The following is a 16,555-nucleotide window of genomic DNA, read 5'->3' as shown; positions in this document are numbered from 1 at the left end:
GGGGTCAGTGTTCGTGGGCCTCGATCGTGTGGGCGATGGCGTCGAGGATGATGTGGGCGACGTGGTCGTCCTTGAGTGAATAGTAGGCTTCGCGGCCGATGCGGTTGACCCCGACGAGGTGGAGCCCGCGGAGGAATTTCAGGTGCTGGGACACGAGCGGCTGGGACAGACCGGTGGACTCGACGATGTGCGTGACTGTGGCCTCGCCGTGGGTGAGTACGAGCAGCATCTTCAGCCGGGAGGGCGTGGCGAGTGCCTTGAAGAGGTCGGCGGTTTCGGTGATGGCTTCGAGGTTGTCCTCGGGGTTGAGCAGGAGCTGCTCGACCTCGTCGTCGACGTGTTCGGTATCGGGAGTGGAAGCCATGAGTGCAGATTACCGGAGAACCGTGCCGGTCCGCCGTATCCGGACGGGCTTCACCGCGAACGCGTCAGTCCAAAGTGTTGCCGCGAACGCGTCAGTCCAGGGCCTCGACGTCGGTTTGGGAACCGAGGAGATCATCGGCCAAGGACTCCCACTGACCATAGGCATCGGGAAGGGCGGAACGCTGCACGGACTGAGCCGCCTCCGTCGGAGACATCGAGGACCAACCCTCGATCTGGTCGAGGCCGGGGTTCTCGACCTCGGGGTTGATGCCGTAGAACGCCTTCGCCGCGTAGACGGGGTCGGTCAGCTGATCCGGTGCGCCCCACCCCTGGGAAGGACGCTGTTGGAACAGGCCGACGGAATCGCGGTCGCCGGAGTCGAGATTGCGCAGCGATGACTCCTGCAACGCGGTCATCAGGGCGATGCGAATCGCTCGGTCGTCGAAATCGCCGCCGCGGCCGACGCCGATGATGAGGCGGGCATTGTCGATCTGCTGTTCGGTGAGGTGACTGACGGAGGCCATCTGCATCTGCCTGATCTTCGTGGAACCGAATGAGAAGGGGGAGTTGATGATGACGACGGCGGCAACGACGAGTGCCATCACTGCCGCCGAGAGCCCGATCAGGGCACCGGTGAGCACGGACCGACGGCCCTTGCGATGTGATGTCAGACGAGGCATGTTTATAACAATAATGCAACAAACTTAAGGACGCATGTGCCCACGCCGAGGTTTTTGTCACAGCCAGGTCACGGGATGAGGGGACCGGCGGGTGGTCCGCGATGCCGCCTAGCTGTTCCAGTCTTGCACCATCACCGGATCCGAGGCGAATCGACGCCGCCCGACGGCCTAGGATCGAGTCATGGTGAGAATCGTTCGACGCAATAGACGCCCGCCTCTGGTTACGTGCCTGATCGTGGCCTTCTCATTCGTCGCCGTCGGCATCATGGTCCTCACCGCCATCATCATCGCGGTCATCGTCGTCTCCGGGGACTCGTCCTCCTCCGACTCCTCGCCTGCCGGAAGTCCCGGTGGTGTCGACAGCACTCCGGGTGCGAGCACCACCGCACCGGTCTCCGGAGGATGGTCAAGCGGAGGCTGAGGCGGGCGCCACCGGCTGCCGCAGGATCGTGCGCAGCCTCTCCGGTGCGGTCCGCCGCATATCGCTGAGATAGATCTCATGATGCCGGCCCGTCATGACCATCCCCGCGGCGGGAATGACCTCGGAATGCATGTGTTCGAGCACCTCGGCCTCATCATCGAAGGGACCGATATGCAGGGTCTGGACGCAGGTGCCCTCCCGCAGCGATTCGAACCGGATCTCGCCGAGGCGGGGCGACGATCCCTTGGACCGGACCTTGTCGACCGCATCGTCGACATGTCCTCGGTCCAGCCAATGAGGAGCGAGGAGCATGAGCGTGAAATCCCATGCGGACTTGTCCCGTGCGCTGGTGAACGCCGACATGTCATCGGCCCACCAGAGTCCCTCGAGCGGAGGCACGACATAGTCGCGGCCGAGTTCGAGCTTGCTGAGGAACTTCAGCCCATAGGCGAGCGGATAGAGGCTGGCCACCGCGGAGGAGAAGTCGGGGGAGGTGTTCGGATCGCCGTGCCCGTCGATCATGAGGTACTGCAGCGAGGGCACCTCGATGGTGTCGAACCGTCCCTGCCTCGCGCGGAAGCTCGGCAGGGACTTCTTGAGATCGATCTTCTCCATACGAGGCTCCGCTCCAAGCGTGAGGGCCGAAAAGCGTCCGGTCGGCAAGGTGGTGGGAATACCGGTCAGCACGGTGTTGGGAACAGCAGTCAGTCTAGACCGCTTGACCTTGACACGATGTGAAGGTCTTCACTGTAGTCACAGGAGGTGGAGACAATGACCGATCCACAGATCAACCGCGACGCCATCGCACTCGACGACCCGCTCATGACCGCTCTGACCGGGGCGAGCCCGCAGCGGCGTCTGCAGGCCGCCATGGAGATGGGCACACGCGCGCAGCCAGAGCACCTCGAGATCCTCGTCTCCCGGTGCCGCTCCGAGCCCGACTTCTTCGTCCGCGACATGCTCACATGGGCGCTGAGTCGGCTGCCGGCAGATGACACCGTCCCGCGACTCATCGCCGAACTCGATTCCGAGACCCCGCAGGCGATCAGCCAGTCGCTGCACACTCTGTCGAAGATCGGCGACGATCGGGCCTGGCACGCGATGGACCCTGCCCGGATCGGCAGCGGACTCATCGCCCACACCGACACCGAGGTGGCCCGCAGTGCGTGGAGATCCGCGGTTGCGCTGGTGCCCGGTGACAAGCGCCAAGAGTTGGCATCATCCCTGGTGACACAGCTGGGTCGGGGAGATGTCGAGACCCAGAAGAGCCTGAGCCGGGCGCTCGTGGCCCTCGGTGAGGATCTCGTGTCAGTGGTCGATGAGAAGCTTCACGCAGAGGACGACACAGTGCGGGCGCACGCCCTGGCGACCCGGGACATGTTCGATGATCCGGACGCCGGCTTCGCCCACGCCTTGGACGCAGCCAAGCGGGTGGTCGCACTGGGGTCCGAGGCCGCGGTCTAGATCCGTTTCGGGAAGGACGGATCCGGTGTGTGCTCTCGAGTGGGGCAAGCTCGAGAGCACACGCGCCCGGCCTCGGACCCCTTCCTCCGAACGCCAGAGCGGTCTGCGGCGACTTATAGTGGCAGTCAGCGAGGGAAGAGGTGACGATGCTCATCGGCGAGGTGGCCAAACGCTCCGGTGTCAGCGCACGCATGCTGCGCCACTACGAGTCCCTCGGACTCGTCGCCCCCAGCGCTCGCACGTCCAGCGGCTACCGCGAATACTCCGAGGCTGACATCGGCCGCATCTTCCATATCGAGGGTCTGCGGAAACTCGGCATGTCGCTGGCCGATGTCGGTGGGGTCCTTTCCGCTGAGGACTTCGATCCCGCGGCCATGCTCGCCGACCTCATCGACCGCACCCGAGAGCGCATTGCCGCGGAAGAGCACCTGCTCGAGCATCTCGAAGCGATTGCCCGACTCCGACGCCCCGATGGGGAATCGCTTCTGTACACGATCGACCTCATGCGCTCACTCGAGTCCGGGGACGTCATCCAACGGCACAAGGCGGCCTTGGGCAGCGGCGTCGACGGCAGGGTCCCGGTCGAGGCACTGTCGGCGGCGGTCCTCGGCGAGACCGTGCTCAACGCCGCCGGTGCGATGCGCTGGGCCCTCGCCCAGGCCGGTGCCGAGGCCGTGCCCCATCTGGTCGAGGGGATGGGAAGCGAGTCGGCGCAGGTTCGACGCAATGCTCTCCACGCCCTCGACGAGATCAGGCGGACCACTCCCGCAGAGGAGCTCGGCACCATTGCGCACTCGGCGATCGGACAGGCCCTGCGCTCCGGGCTGGTCGATGACGATGCCGAGGTGCGCAGCACCGCCGCGCTCGCCCTCGGGGCGCTGCACGAGGAGGCAGCCGTACCGACGCTGCTCGATATGGCGTTGGAAGGGCCGAAGGACATCGAAGCGGCGGAAGCGCTGGCCGCCTTCGTGACCGGATCGAGCCGACCGGCCGCTGCGGCCGAGGGCCGAACCGGAGGCTCGACTGAGGGCGGAACCGGAGGCTCGGCCGAGGGCAGGGGCGCTGCCGGTGCCAGGACCGGGGCCGACAGCATCGGAGAAGAGATCATCACGGCTCTGCGCCGGCAGGCGGATGCGGGCGATACTGCGAAGCGATTCCGAGTGCTCCAAGTCCTGCTCGAGATCCCAGGACCGCAGATCGATGCCTTCATCGCCGAATTGAGCGGCGATGACAGTCCGGAACTGGCGGCCACAGCACATGCAGCTCTCCGGCGCCGCCGACGGAACGATCGCGATTCACTACACTGGCCCTCATGACTTCAGGCGGGGAGACGGACCGTTCGGGGGCCGCGGGTGAGGTCCTCGGGAAGAAACGACGGCTGAAACAGCCGTTCATCTACCGTCGCCACCACTTCACTCCGACCGGGGTCCTCGACTATCTGTTCTTCCTCTTCGGCGGCGCGGCCTCGACCTGGCTGGCCCTGCTCATTCTGCTCCAAGGCTTCAGCCTCGGGTGGTGGCAGGTCCTCACCCTGCTCGTGTTCTGGGGCGTCGTGTCCTACCTGGCGTTGCCGCGGCTGCACCGCATCCTCTCGCAGATCTACGTGCCGAACTACTTCATCGGGCGCACACGGACCTCGGACGGTCTGCTCGGTGACCCCGTCAACCTCGCATGGCGCGGTGAAGAAGCGCAGATCCACCATGCGATGAGGGCAGGGGGCTGGATCCTCGCCGACGGCATCACGCCGGCGTCGACGTGGGAGATCATCCGATCGACGGTGACGAAGCGCAGCTACCCGCAGGCACCGGTGTCGCCGCTGCTGCTGTTCGGCAGGCGACAGGACTTCGCCTATCAGCAGGAAGTCGACGGGGATCCTGGACAGCGTCACCATGTGCGGTTCTGGAAATGCCCCCGCGGATGGCTGCTGCCCGGCGGACATCAGGCGGATTGGCTGGCCGCGGGAACCTACGACAAGGCCGTGGGCATCTCACTGTTCACCCTCCAGTTCACCCACAAGATCGAAGAGAACACCGACGTCGAACGCGACCACATCGTCGACACCGTGACGGGAGCCGATCGGTCGATCACGGTGGAGCGGATCCGGGACTTCTCGACCGGGTACCACTCTCGCAACGGCGGCGGGGATTCGATCGTCACCGACGGGCATCTGCCCATCATGGACGTCTCCGATGTGGCGGCCGACGAGGCGGACCACCCTGAGCGTCTCGAACTGGCCTTCGATGCCACTCGTATCTACGCCGAATCGCACTCCGTATCCGATCTGACGAAGACGCTGTGGCGGCGACGGCCGCTGCAGACGGTCGTCGGTGCCGCTCTGGTGCTTGTGCTGCTCATCTTCCAGGCGTGGGACGTCATCGGCATGCTCCTCGACTGGAACGGGCTGCGCACCGAAGTCACCGGCTACAGCTCGGACATCGCCTCCCTCAGCGACGATACGGCCACGCGCATCGTCGCGGGAGTGCTCATCGGGGTCAGCCTGCTCATCGGATGTCTGCAGGTGATCGCCTCGGCGGCGGTGTTCCGCGGCAGCAACCGGGCACGACTGTGGATCCTCACCCTCTCCACGATCTCCGTGATCGTGTCGATGACGAACTACTTCACCGGAGACCGGGACCTCGCAACGAACATGTACGCGCTGATGACGATTGCCATGCAGGTGGCCGTGCTGCTGTCGCTGTCGAGCGATTCCTCCCGGATGTTCACCCGCTTCAGCACCGCCGCACTGCGGGCCGAGAGGCAGGACCGAGGTCTCGAGGACTGAGCCGTGTCACTGTGTATTCTGACTGTGTCTTAACTACCCACCCGGCAGTCACCATCCAGTCGTCCACCCGACCGGTCGTCCGACCGTCCAGCAGTCACCGTCCAGCCGACCTCAAGCGGGGCCGGAGCGCATCCACAGAAGCAGGAAATCATGTCAGAACAGACCCCCGACGTCTCCGTCTTCGACTCGATCGACCCAGCGCTCAAGGTCGTCACTGCTGAGACCGAGATCGCAGCACCCGCCGAGGCGGTGTTCGAACTCATCGCCGACCCGCACCGCCAGCCGGAATGGGATGGCAACGACAACCTCGGGTCTGCGGTCGACGGCCAGCGGGTGCGCGGAACCGGCACGTCATTCATCACGACACTGACCAAGGGGGTCGATCGCGAGAACCACATCGTCGACTTCGCCGAAGGCCGCCGCATCGCCTGGAAGCCCTCCGAGGTCGGGGGAGAGCCCTTCGGGCAGAAGTGGGTCTGGGAGATCGAAGCGGCAGGTCAGGGGACGTGCCGCGTGCGCCATACCTACGACTGGACCGAACTGCGCGACCCGCAGCGACTGCCGCGTGCGCAGTCGACCACAGAGTCGAACCTGGTCGCCTCGCTCGACCGGCTCAAGGCGCTCGCCGAGAGCTGAGCGCAGTCACCAACGCCTGCGCCACCGTGCCCACCGGCGCTGCCATGTCCGACGGCGCCACCGTGTCCACCTGCTCCGCCTGGTCGTGTACCGACTGCCGGTCGGCTACTTCGGCCAGGCCTCGGCCAGCCGGGTGAGCAGTCTGGCCAGCTGTGCGCGTTCCTCCTCGGTGAAGCTGCTCAGAGCCTGATCGACGCTCTCCAGCTGAGCTCCGCGAAACCTGTCGGTGATCGCCCGGCCCTTGTCCGTGAGCGCGATGAGCGTGCGCCGAGCATCGTCGGGGTCGGCCTCCCGGCGGAGAAGGCCGAGCTCGACTCCCTGAGTGACCAAACGTGAGGCCCGCGGCTGGTCGACGCCGATCGCATCGCCGAGGGCGCTCACCCCCAACGCCGTCCCCGCCTGGATGAGAGAGGTGAGCAGGCGCAGCAGAGCCCGCCCTCGGCCGGCGAACGGACCGCCGGGATGGCGGCGACCGCCGAAAGGGAAGTCCTCGGAGTGGCGGGGGCCGCCGAAGCCATGACGGTCAGCGTGTTCGCCGGGGCCGCCGGGACCGCCGAAGCCGCCGAAGGGCCCGAAGCCGCGAGGTCCGCCGGGTCCGCGCCGCCACTGCAGGCGGATGAGTGCCTCGGCGATCGCCTGAATGTCATCGTTCGTGCTCATGCTCCGATTTTACATGCCACTTGACATGCATTCCAGATGCATGTCATTCTGCATGTACATGTCAGATGACAACTAAGGAGATGACATGACTGCCCACAAAGACTTCAATGACGACAATGACGACTTCACCAACCCGACCGCGGGCGCCGACGCAGCCGGTGCAGATGGCCGGGAGGACTCACTGAACACTGACGAGACCACCGACACGAGCGACGCTTCGCGCCTCGACACCGATCGTGACCAGGCCGGCGACGCGGACACGGTCGATTCGACCGAGGATGGCTCGGCCGCAGGCAACAAGGCCGCCGACGACACCTCCGGTGCACGCGACCGGGACGGTGAGCCCGACGCCGATCTGCCGCAGCTGCTGCGCGAGTTCAGCCACGTGCTGCGCCGCGAATTCCGGTCGGCCGCGGTCGACTCCGGATTCGACCCACGCGACTTCGGACGCATGCGGCGAGGACGTCGCCGCTGGGACGCGGATGAGGTGGTCGCCGACGGTGCCGCCTACCCCGAAGAACCTGTGACCTACGGCCCGCCGCGCGGCCGAGGCAGCTGGGGACCGTCGAAGAACATCGATCCCGAAGAGCTGCGCCAGCGCTTCCGCGATATGCGCGACGGAGTCGGCGATCACATCGAAGAGGTGCTCACCTCCGAAGAGTTCGAGAACCTCAAAGCCTCGCTGTCGAAGATCGTCGAGAACTTCGGTCCCGAACGCTGCGGCGACGACTCGAACCGCCACGACGGACCGCACGATCACGAGCGCCCCCATGGTCATGACGATCGCCGAGGCGGCCCTGAGCGCCACGAGGCTCACGGACCTCACGACGGGCGCGGCGACCGCGACCACCGCCGCGGGGGAGGCCGCGGGCGACGCGGGTTCGGCCCGAACTTCGGTCCCGGCTTCGGCCCGGGCCGGCGAGGATTCGACCCCTTCGGTTGGGCCGATGAGCGCCGCAGCCGCGAGCAGGAGGTCCAAGAGGCCTTCGAGCGCGGATTCGCCGCGGGCTTCGAGCAGGGACGCAGCTCATAGCCGAATCGGCCGGTCCGCCTGCTGAATCAGCAGGCGGCTCCGGTCACCAGTGACCACGATGCCGACCCGCACATCCGCGCTGTCCATCAACAGAACGGCATCGTGAGACATCGACGCGATCCGGTGCGAACCTCCACGGTTCGACCGGATCGCGTCTGCGTGCTGAAGCTTCCGACCTCTCAGCGGCGGGCGAGCACGGCACCGAGGTCGTCGAGGACCGAGCGGTCTTCGATCGTCGACGGCACTGCCGGGTTCTCGACTCCGTCGGCGATCTCGCGCATGGTCTTGCGCAGGATCTTCCCCGAGCGGGTCTTCGGCAGACCCGGAACGATGTCGACGCGTTTGAACGCGGCGACCGGGCCGATCTCCTTGCGCACCAAGCCCACGAGTTCGTCGATGACGGTATCCGGATCGGCCGCCTCGGCGGAATCACCGAGCACGACGAGGGCGCGCGGGATCTGACCCTTCACCTCGTCATTGACACCGATGACCGCGGCTTCGGCCACTGCCGGGTGGGAAGCGACGACGGCCTCGATGATCCCGGTCGACAGGCGATGGCCGGCGACGTTGATGACATCGTCAGTGCGGCCCATGACGAAGACGTAGCCGTCCTCATCGATATAGCCGGAGTCTCCCGTGAGGTAGTAGCCGTCGAAAGCGGCCAGATACGAGGAGATGAACCGTGAATCATCGCCCCACACCGTGGCCATGGTTCCCGGAGGCAGCGGCAGCTTGATGACGACGAGTCCCTCGACACCTGCGGGAACGGGCTGGCCGCCGGGATCGAGGATTTCGACCTGGAAACCGGGGACGGGCTTCGTTGAGGACCCGGCCTTGAGGGGGAACCGAGTGAGACCGAGCGGATTCGCCGTGATCGGCCAGCCGGTCTCCGTCTGCCACCAGTTGTCGACGACGGGAATGTCACGGCCGGTCGCCTCGGCGAGGGTCTTCGTCGTCCATTCGAAGGTATCCGGGTCGAGTCGCTCCCCGGCGAGGAACTCCGCGCGCAGGCTCGTTAGGTCGTACTTCTTCATCAGCTCACCGTTCGGGTCCTCCTTGCGCACGACGCGCATGGCCGTCGGTGCGGTGAAGTGAACGTTGACCCTGTGTTCTTCGATGGCGCGGAAGAAGGCACCGGCATCCGGGGTGCCCACCGGCTTGCCCTCATAGAGCACCGAGGTGACGCCGGCAATCAGCGGTGCGTAGACGATGTACGTGTGCCCGACGACCCAGCCGACGTCCGAGGCGGTGAACATCGTGTCACCGGGGTGGAGGCCGAAGACGGCCGGCATCGAGAACGCGCCGGCCACGGCGTAGCCGCCGGAATCGCGGACGATGCCTTTGGGCTTGCCGGTCGTTCCCGAGGTGTAGAGGACGTAGAGCTCGTCGGTAGCTTTCACGGTGACCGGGTCGATGCCCTCAGGTGTCTGCTCGAGCAGATGCGCGTAGTCGACATCGGTCTCGCCGAGTTCGCAGCGGTGCTCGTCGCGCTGGACGATGACAGTGAACTCCGGTTTGGACTTCGCGATGTCGATCGCCTCATCGAGCATCGGCTTGTATTCGAGCACGCGGGACTTCTCGACGCCGCAGGACGTGGAGATGACGGCCTTCGGCGCGGTGTCGTCGATGCGCACTGCAAGTTCGTTCGGGGCGAACCCGCCGAAGACGACGGAGTGGATCGCGCCGAGGCGGGCGCATGCGAGCATGGCCACGGCCGCCTCGGGGATCATCGGCATATAGATGATGACACGGTCGCCCTTGGTCACGCCTCTGTCTGAGAGTGCGCGGGCGAAGCGGGAGACTTCGTCGAGCAGCTCGGCGTAGGTGATGGTCCGGACGGTGTCGGTGACCGGCGAGTCGTAGATGATGGCGGCCTGCTCGCCACGGCCGGCTTCGACATGGCGGTCGATCGCGTTGAAGCAGACGTTGAGCCCGCCGTCGGGGAACCACCGGTAGATCGGGGCATTCGAATCGTCGACGGCCCGTGTGGGTTCGGTGACCCAGTCGATGAGGCTCGCGGCTTGTTCGAGCCAGTAGCCTTCGGGATCGGTCGCGATGCGATTCACGACATCGTCGTAGCTTGGCGTGGGGTTCTGCGGATGATTGTCCATGCCTCTATTGTGACGCACGGCACAACGGATGCCGAGGTCGGGGCCGTCTTCTTCCCGGGCGAAATCGTCTTTCTCCCCGCACGGAATCGTCGTACCGGCCGGTGCCGTGGGAGAACTCGGATGGCACGAATGTCGACCCATTCGTCTGCACTCGGGCCGGGACAGGGCACAATGGGGATATGAGATTCCTGGTTGCATTGATCCTCGGCCTGGCAGTCATGTTCGGACTCAACGCCGTCTTCGACTTCTTCTCGATGGCGCGACCGTGGGGTTCGATCATCATGGGCGCCATCGTCGGCGTCACCATGCTCGTCTTCCTCCTCATCTGGGAAGCCGTCCGGCCGACCCAGCCCAAGGGCGAATCGGCCAAGGCGAAGGAGAAGGCTCAGAAGAGCGAAGAGGAGCGTGCCCAGGCGCGAGCCGAACGTCGTGCCCGTCTGGCCGCCGAGGCGGGAGTGAGCCTCGAAGGCATCGACGGTGCCCTGCCCGGTTCGACCGCGAAGACCACGAATGAGAGCAACACGGACGATGCCGGCGCGGATGACGCCGAGACAGCGGAGGCCCCCGGCACTGAGGCTGCCGGAGCCACGAGCGCCGAGGCGGCCGATGAGTCTGCTGTCGACGGGGCCGGCGCTGGCGACTCGGCCGACGGAACCCGGACCGACGGGGTCGGGTCCGACGGCGAACACGACGCGGTGGGTGCTGAAGAAAGCAATGCCGCGGTCGCCGATGCCGACACCGGTGACAATGCCGATACGGCTCGTGAAGAGACCTCGACAGAAGAGGCTGAGTCCGGCACCGGTGACTCAGCCGAAGAGACCGAGTCCGTTGAGAAGTCGTCGATGGAGAGCTCGGGCGAAGCAGACGAGTCGGAGTCGACCGGGCCGGCACCGGTGGTGCCGGCGGCTTCCGAGCCGCCCGAATCCACCGATTCTGCCGAGTCCGCCGATTCTGCCGAATCCACTGGCGCCGGAGAACCTGCCGAATCCGCTGGCACCGGACAGTCTGCCGAGGGTTCGACGTCTCAGCCGTCCGATCTGCCTGCGCCGCCGCCGATGCCGCCGTCGTATCCTGCGCGGCCGACCGTCGCTCCACAGTCCAGCGCGGCGGAAAACACCTCACAGGATGCTGAGACTGCGGATTCTGCGACCGCACAGACGGCGAAGTCAGCCGAGGCGAAGAAGGGTGACATTCCGCCCGCGCCGCTGCTGCCACCCGACGAGAACCTCGCCGATCCGGCGACGCTCGACCCCGAAGAGTTCGACGAATCCGCCAGCGGGTCCTCGCTCGAAGCACCGCCCGTCGGTGAACCCGGAATGTCCGCAGACGCGCTCACCGGTGAGGAACCGGAAGAGACCGCGGAGGCCGAGGACGCTTCGGGCGACGCAGCCGAAGACGGTGCCGAGGAATCCTCGACTGACAAGCGCGAGGGTCCCTCGGCGGAGGAGAACAACCAGTACCGGCTGTGAACCGCGGCGATCCCGGTCGTCGCAGTCGCAACCGCTGTTCTGATGCCCTCAGCCGCGGCGACGCCGAGGCCTGCCCTCAGGCGTAATGCGCGGCGAGTATCTCCAGGCCCTCTTCGACGCTGATTCGGGGCCTCCAGCCGAGGACTTCCTGTGTGCGCCGCTGGTCGAACCAGTGCGCGGTCGACAGCTGTTCGGCGAGGAACCGGGTCAAGGGAGGTTCGTCATCGTGTTCGCCGAGCTCCCACACCTTCTCGACCAGCGAGCCCGCGACCAATGCCGGAGCCACCGGGATGCGCAGCTTCGGCTCGGCTGCGCCGCCGGCGATCGCAATGCGTGACATCAGTTCACCGATCGGACGCGGCTGACCGTTCGTCACCACCAGGGCCTCACCGTGCGTGGTGTCGACAGCGGAGACTGCGGCAACGATCGCCTCGACGGCATTGTCGACGAACAGGGTGTCGACGAGGGCGGCTCCCGAACCGAGCACAGGCATCCGTCCCGCACGCGCGCGGTCGATGATCCGTTCGGTCAGCTGTGTGTCACCGGGACCCCACATGAGGTGCGGACGCAGAACCAGCACCCGGAAGTCAGGTGCATCCGCGCCCAGGGCGATGCGTTCACCGGCGCCTTTCGTCCTCGCGTACTCGCCGCTGGCGAACTCCGGAGCGGCCGGACCGGCACCGTCACCGATGATCGATTCACCCGTATGCGCCACCGACGGTGAGGAGATGTGGACCAGGCGCGACACGCCAGCTGCGCGAGCCGCGTCGACGAGCGTGCGGGTGCCGCCGATGTTCACGGCCTCGAAATCCTTGGGATCTCCCATCATCGAGACCTTCGCGGCCAAGTGCACGACCGCCTCGGCGCCGGTGACGGCCTTCTCGACCGACGCCTGATCGGTCACCGAACCCAGCACGTCGGTGGCCCCGTCGACCCCGGAGGGGCGGCGCTGCAGGGTCGTGACCTCGTGACCTGCGGACACGAGCGCGCGGGCGACGGACGAACCGAGCAGCCCTGAGGCTCCCGTGACGGTGATTCTCACTTCAGCTCCTCAGATTCGGAAGGTGGACTCGGGTGTGGACTTCAGACTCTGCCGCGCACGGTGCCGCCGGCGAGGACGCCGTCGGCCCATGCGGCCAGGCGCGACCGGTCGATCTTCGAGTTGTGACGGATGTCTGTGGGGAACTCGGGCGCGACGAGCACCGCGGTCAGGTCGTGACCGCTGACTTCCAGCACCTGCTCACGCAGCCTGGCGGTGAGGTCCAAGGGCGCCACTCCGGGGGTCAGCGAGGTGGCCTCGGCATCGAGCACGGCCACGAGGGCCTGTGTGCCGGCCGGGCCGATGCCGACGACGGCACTGCGGCTGACCTCGGCATCGGTGTCGATGAGCGCCTCGAGGCCTCCGGGGCCCACGGGCCCGCGTGCGGTGGTGACCACATGCTGCAGTCGGCCCTCGAGCCAGATGCGACCGGCATCGTCGATGTGGCCGATGTCGTTCGTGCGGTGCCAGGTCAGGCCATGCAGATCATCGCGGGCCGAATCGGCGGTGGTGCGCCAGAGATTGTCGTAGCCGGATTTGATGTGAGCGGCGCTGACGACGAATTCGCCCAAGCGGTTCGCAGCCTGCGCACCCTGGATCAGCTCGTCGGCGGAGTCACCGGAGTCGTCGATGGGGGCCAGGGCGAGTTCGACGCCGTCGATGGGTCTGCCGACGCACACTCCGAGCCCGCCCGTCGCATCGGCCTCGGCCACACCTGCCCGGTCGATGTCGGTGAGCAGGAGACCCTCGGTCATGCCGTAGGGGGAGTGGATGGAGGCGTTCGGGAACACCTCGGCGATGGCATCCATGAGCGGAAGCGGCACGGGTGCCCCGGCCGAGAGCACGAGCTCGACCTGGGCGCAGGCGGCCCGCTGCTGTTCGTCCATCGCCGAGGCGGTGGCGGCGACGTTCGTGTATGCGGCAGGGGAGGCGAAGACCATGGTCGCCCGTCCCGCGATGATCGCATCGGCGATCGCGGTGGCCGTGAGCGTCTTCGGCTTCGTCACGGACATGTCCGGAGTCACCGAGGTGGCTCCGATGGCCGGACCCAACAGCGCGAAGGGTGGGAATCCGGCGACCAGACCGGTGCCTTCCGTGACGTTGAAGGTCCTGGTCAGCACGGCTGCCAGTGACGAGATGTCCCGGTGCGTGTACCGCACGCCCTTGGCCGGTCCGGTCGATCCGGAGGTGAAGAGGATCGCGGCGTAGTCGCCGGGCGCCGGGGTCGGCAGCTCGGCGCGGTGCGCGGTCTTCGACAGTGCGGTCAGGCTCGTCTCGGTGTTGAACATGCGCGAGCGCACGGGGCCGAGCGGACTGACGGAGATCCGTCGGCCGGGCCAGCCGAAGGCCCGGGCCAGGGTGAGGCCGGGCAGTTCGCCGATGATCCACTGCGGATCCGCCGAGGTGACCGCCCGGGTCATCCCCTTCGGGCCGAGTCCGGCGTCTGCGACGACGGCGACCGCGCCGATCTTCAGGCACGCGTAGAGCGCGGCGGTGAGGTTGTTGCCGGGCGGAACGAGCATGGACACCCGGTCGCCGGGCTTCACACCGAGGTCGAGCAGCCCGTTCGCGATCGACGTCGTCACATGCCACAGGTGCCGCCACGTGATCTGCTGGGCCGGGTTCTGGGCGAAGTCCACCGAGGCGATCGTTTCGTCATCACGACGCGCATCGAGGATCGCGGTCACCGCGCGGACGGGCGCGGCATCCGCGTCGGAATCGGATGCCGAATCCTTCGCCGAGGCGGCCGTGCCCGAGGGCGCGGGTGTTCCCTTCGGTGTGGTCCCGTCGGCCGAGCCCGTCGTCGTGTCCGCGGACGTGCCGAACTGCGCATCCAGCCAATCGAGGACGAGACCTGCGACGTCGTGGTCTTCGCTGACGAGGTGAGAGGCGGTCTCGAAACGGTGCACATCGGCCTGCGGCAGGCGCTGCCGCAGATCCCGCAGATAGCGTTCGAGGAACACCGGGTCCTTCGGTCCCCAGACGAGCAGCGCGGGTTTGTCGAAGGCAGCGATGTCCGCACCGATGCGCTGCAGCTCGGGATCCGACGGGTGGTTCGCATCGACGGGGATGTCGGCGACGAAGTTGCCGATCGCCCACCGCTCCTGCGCGGACTGGTACGGGGCGTTGAACGCGGCCTTGGTCTCGGCATCGAGGTCGCCGAGGTTCAGCGTCACGCGCAGGAACCAGTCGGTGAGGACGGTGGCCGTCGGCAGCATCGGCCCGGCCAGGGTCGCACGCAGCGGCGCGGGCACCGGGGCGTCCTCGGGCTGGTGGACGGCCGTGTTGAGGCTGATCGCCGCGGACACGATATCGGTGTTGCGGGAAGCCCAGCCGAGTGAGAGCACGCCGCCCCAGTCATGGCCGATCGTCACGATCGGGTGGGACTCGGGGCCCTCGGAGCTCTCGGAACACGCGGAACGGTCAGCGGCAGCGGCACTGCCGGCCACCTCGGCGAACAGGGTCGTGACGACGGCATCGAAATCACTGATGCGGTCGGAGATCCGACGCACCTCGGCGGATTTCGGGGTGGGCATCGCCGCGTGGGCGAGGCGTTCGGAGAAGCCCATCTCCAACTGGTCGGGGGCGATGAGACGCCACACACGACCGCCGGAGCGGGCGGCCTCGACGGTGGCTCGGGCCAGCCGACGCCACAGGTACGACCAGGTCGGGTTGCCGTGAAGGGCGACGATCGTGCCTTCCGGTTCCACCCCGGCCGCGCGCAGGGCCGGCAGGGTGTCGAGCACGTGGAACGCATGCGTCCCATCGGAGGTCGGAGCCTCGACGATACGGGACCAGGCGGGGTCCCACTCGGGCAGCTGCGGGGGAGTCGTGGCCGGCCGTGCAGGATATTTCATGGAATCTTCTACCACTCGATCTCGGTCATTGCGGTGTTGAGGCCGGAGCCGACTCCCATGCAGAGGACGCGGTCGCCGGGTTTGAGCGAATCGGCCTCACGGGCAAGCGTGATGGGCAGAGATGCGGGGCCGACGTTGCCCAGTTCCTGGTAGGTCGTGGGGATCCGGTCGGGGTCGAGGTTCGCTGCCTTCGTGATCGAATTCGTGTGGACATCGGAGACCTGGTGCATGACGTAGCGGTCCATCTCCTTCCACTCCCACCCGGACTCGTGGGCTTCCTCCCACGCGGCGACGACGAGTTCCATCCCGCCGGCGAGCAGCCCCTTGGCGTCGGTGAACATGCCGTTGTGGTCACCGACGCACAGAGCGTGGTGCTGAGTCGCGGCACGGGTGATGCCGCCGAGGATGCGGTGGCCTTCCGGGTGTTTGTCGGCCGGTCCGAGGACGGCGGCCGCGGCACCCGAGCCCAGCGTCAGGGACGCGAATTCGTTGAGGTACTCCTCGCGGGTGATGTTGGGACGGTTGAGGCGGCGCAGCGTCGCCTCCTGCACGCGGGAGGCATCCTCGCCGGCGACGACGAGGGCGTATTCGATCTGGCCGGCGTCGATCATGTTCGCGGCCAGGGTCATGCCGTTGACGAAGCCGAGGCAGGCATTGGCGATGTCGAAGTTCATCGCCTGCGGACCCAGGCCGATGCCGGCATGGACGCCGACGGCCACAGACGGTTCGAGGTGTTCACGGGTGACCGAGGTGTTGACCATGAGTCCGATGGCGTCGGCCGGCACATCCGCCTCGACGAGGGCCTTCTTCCCGGCCTCGACCGCACCGGCGGCGAACTGGTGGGGTTCGTCCCAGTTGCGGCGCGCGTAGACACCGGCGACTCGCTGGAGCAGACCCTGAGGGAGTTTGAGGGAGGACAGGGTATCGGCGAGGCGCTCGTCGAATTCGTCGGAGGTCACTTCGTTCGGGGCCAGAGTCTCGGTCAGGCCGAGCAGGGCCACGTTCGAATGCCGAAATGTTGCGTTGCCGTTCGCCAATT

At 66.8% G+C, this 16,555-nt stretch carries 15 protein-coding genes; 7 read left to right on the top strand and 8 right to left on the bottom strand.

Going from position 1 to position 16,555, the window contains the following annotated elements; genetic code table 11:
* Nucleotides 1–4: 4 nt before the first annotated feature.
* Both L1F31_RS17330 and L1F31_RS17325 read right to left on the bottom strand, forming a co-directional pair.
* Entirely contained in the window at nucleotides 5–364 is a 360-nt protein-coding gene (locus L1F31_RS17330) for an ArsR/SmtB family transcription factor (RefSeq protein WP_265418466.1), read from the bottom strand.
* Nucleotides 365–455: 91 nt separating this feature from the next.
* Nucleotides 456–1,043, bottom strand: coding sequence for a peptidoglycan-binding protein (locus L1F31_RS17325; RefSeq protein ID WP_265418465.1), 588 nt, complete (start codon nucleotides 1,041–1,043; stop codon nucleotides 456–458).
* A 235-nt stretch (nucleotides 1,044–1,278) separates the two neighbouring features.
* On the opposite strand from L1F31_RS17325, the gene L1F31_RS17320 reads away from it, so the two are divergent.
* A complete protein-coding gene (locus tag L1F31_RS17320) occupies nucleotides 1,279–1,464 on the top strand; it encodes a hypothetical protein (RefSeq protein WP_265418464.1) in 186 nt (61 codons plus the stop codon).
* Here L1F31_RS17320 and L1F31_RS17315 read toward each other — a convergent pair.
* Nucleotides 1,450–2,079: a GyrI-like domain-containing protein gene (locus L1F31_RS17315; RefSeq protein WP_265418463.1), complete on the bottom strand. Its 630-nt coding sequence runs from the start codon at nucleotides 2,077–2,079 to the stop codon at nucleotides 1,450–1,452. The two genes, L1F31_RS17320 and L1F31_RS17315, sit on opposite strands and share 15 nt — an antisense overlap.
* A 156-nt stretch (nucleotides 2,080–2,235) precedes the next feature.
* Here L1F31_RS17315 and L1F31_RS17310 point away from each other — a divergent pair, with 156 nt between their 5' ends.
* The 4 genes from L1F31_RS17310 to L1F31_RS17295 all read left to right on the top strand — a co-directional run bounded on the left by L1F31_RS17310 (nucleotide 2,236) and on the right by L1F31_RS17295 (nucleotide 6,346).
* The gene (locus tag L1F31_RS17310; protein ID WP_265418462.1) at nucleotides 2,236–2,928 is read left to right on the top strand and encodes a HEAT repeat domain-containing protein; all 693 of its coding nucleotides are present in this window, start codon (nucleotides 2,236–2,238) and stop codon (nucleotides 2,926–2,928) included.
* 146 nt (nucleotides 2,929–3,074) lie between these two features.
* Entirely contained in the window at nucleotides 3,075–4,244 is a 1,170-nt protein-coding gene (locus L1F31_RS17305; RefSeq protein WP_265420461.1) for a MerR family transcriptional regulator, read from the top strand.
* On the top strand, nucleotides 4,241–5,710 hold the full coding sequence (locus L1F31_RS17300) for an LssY C-terminal domain-containing protein (RefSeq protein ID WP_265418461.1): 1,470 nt from the start codon (nucleotides 4,241–4,243) through the stop codon (nucleotides 5,708–5,710). The genes L1F31_RS17305 and L1F31_RS17300 overlap by 4 nt, the downstream gene beginning before the upstream one ends.
* Before the next feature lie 150 nt (nucleotides 5,711–5,860).
* Nucleotides 5,861–6,346 (top strand): SRPBCC family protein, encoded by a 486-nt coding sequence (locus tag L1F31_RS17295; RefSeq protein ID WP_265418460.1) that lies wholly within the window; start codon nucleotides 5,861–5,863, stop codon nucleotides 6,344–6,346.
* 105 nt (nucleotides 6,347–6,451) lie between these two features.
* Here L1F31_RS17295 and L1F31_RS17290 read toward each other — a convergent pair whose 3' ends face one another.
* On the bottom strand, nucleotides 6,452–7,006 hold the full coding sequence (locus L1F31_RS17290) for a MarR family winged helix-turn-helix transcriptional regulator (protein WP_265418459.1): 555 nt from the start codon (nucleotides 7,004–7,006) through the stop codon (nucleotides 6,452–6,454).
* A gap of 85 nt (nucleotides 7,007–7,091) precedes the next feature.
* Here L1F31_RS17290 and L1F31_RS17285 point away from each other — a divergent pair, with 85 nt between their 5' ends.
* Nucleotides 7,092–8,039 (top strand): hypothetical protein, encoded by a 948-nt coding sequence (locus tag L1F31_RS17285; protein WP_265418458.1) that lies wholly within the window; start codon nucleotides 7,092–7,094, stop codon nucleotides 8,037–8,039.
* A 179-nt stretch (nucleotides 8,040–8,218) separates the two neighbouring features.
* Here L1F31_RS17285 and L1F31_RS17280 read toward each other — a convergent pair whose 3' ends face one another.
* Nucleotides 8,219–10,150 carry an acetate--CoA ligase gene (locus tag L1F31_RS17280; RefSeq protein WP_265418457.1) on the bottom strand — a complete coding sequence of 644 codons (1,932 nt, stop codon included), beginning with the start codon at nucleotides 10,148–10,150 and terminating at the stop codon, nucleotides 8,219–8,221.
* Nucleotides 10,151–10,329: 179 nt separating this feature from the next.
* Here L1F31_RS17280 and L1F31_RS17275 point away from each other — a divergent pair, with 179 nt between their 5' ends.
* Nucleotides 10,330–11,619, top strand: a complete 1,290-nt coding sequence (locus L1F31_RS17275; protein ID WP_265418456.1) for a hypothetical protein — start codon at nucleotides 10,330–10,332, stop codon at nucleotides 11,617–11,619.
* A 76-nt stretch (nucleotides 11,620–11,695) separates the two neighbouring features.
* Here L1F31_RS17275 and L1F31_RS17270 read toward each other — a convergent pair whose 3' ends face one another.
* Genes L1F31_RS17270 through L1F31_RS17260 form a run of 3 tightly spaced genes read right to left on the bottom strand, consistent with a single transcriptional unit; the run spans nucleotide 11,696 to nucleotide 16,553 of the window.
* Nucleotides 11,696–12,661, bottom strand: a complete 966-nt coding sequence (locus L1F31_RS17270; RefSeq protein WP_265418455.1) for an NAD-dependent epimerase/dehydratase family protein — start codon at nucleotides 12,659–12,661, stop codon at nucleotides 11,696–11,698.
* Nucleotides 12,662–12,702: 41 nt separating this feature from the next.
* Nucleotides 12,703–15,516 carry an alpha/beta fold hydrolase gene (locus L1F31_RS17265; RefSeq protein WP_265418454.1) on the bottom strand — a complete coding sequence of 938 codons (2,814 nt, stop codon included), beginning with the start codon at nucleotides 15,514–15,516 and terminating at the stop codon, nucleotides 12,703–12,705.
* Nucleotides 15,517–15,524: 8 nt separating this feature from the next.
* A complete protein-coding gene (locus tag L1F31_RS17260; RefSeq protein ID WP_265418453.1) occupies nucleotides 15,525–16,553 on the bottom strand; it encodes a 3-oxoacyl-ACP synthase III in 1,029 nt (342 codons plus the stop codon).
* Nucleotides 16,554–16,555 lie beyond the last annotated feature (2 nt).

This window comes from Brevibacterium spongiae (genome assembly GCF_026168515.1).
Taxonomy (GTDB): domain Bacteria; phylum Actinomycetota; class Actinomycetes; order Actinomycetales; family Brevibacteriaceae; genus Brevibacterium; species Brevibacterium spongiae.
This window is presented reverse-complemented; position numbering and strand designations above follow the sequence as displayed.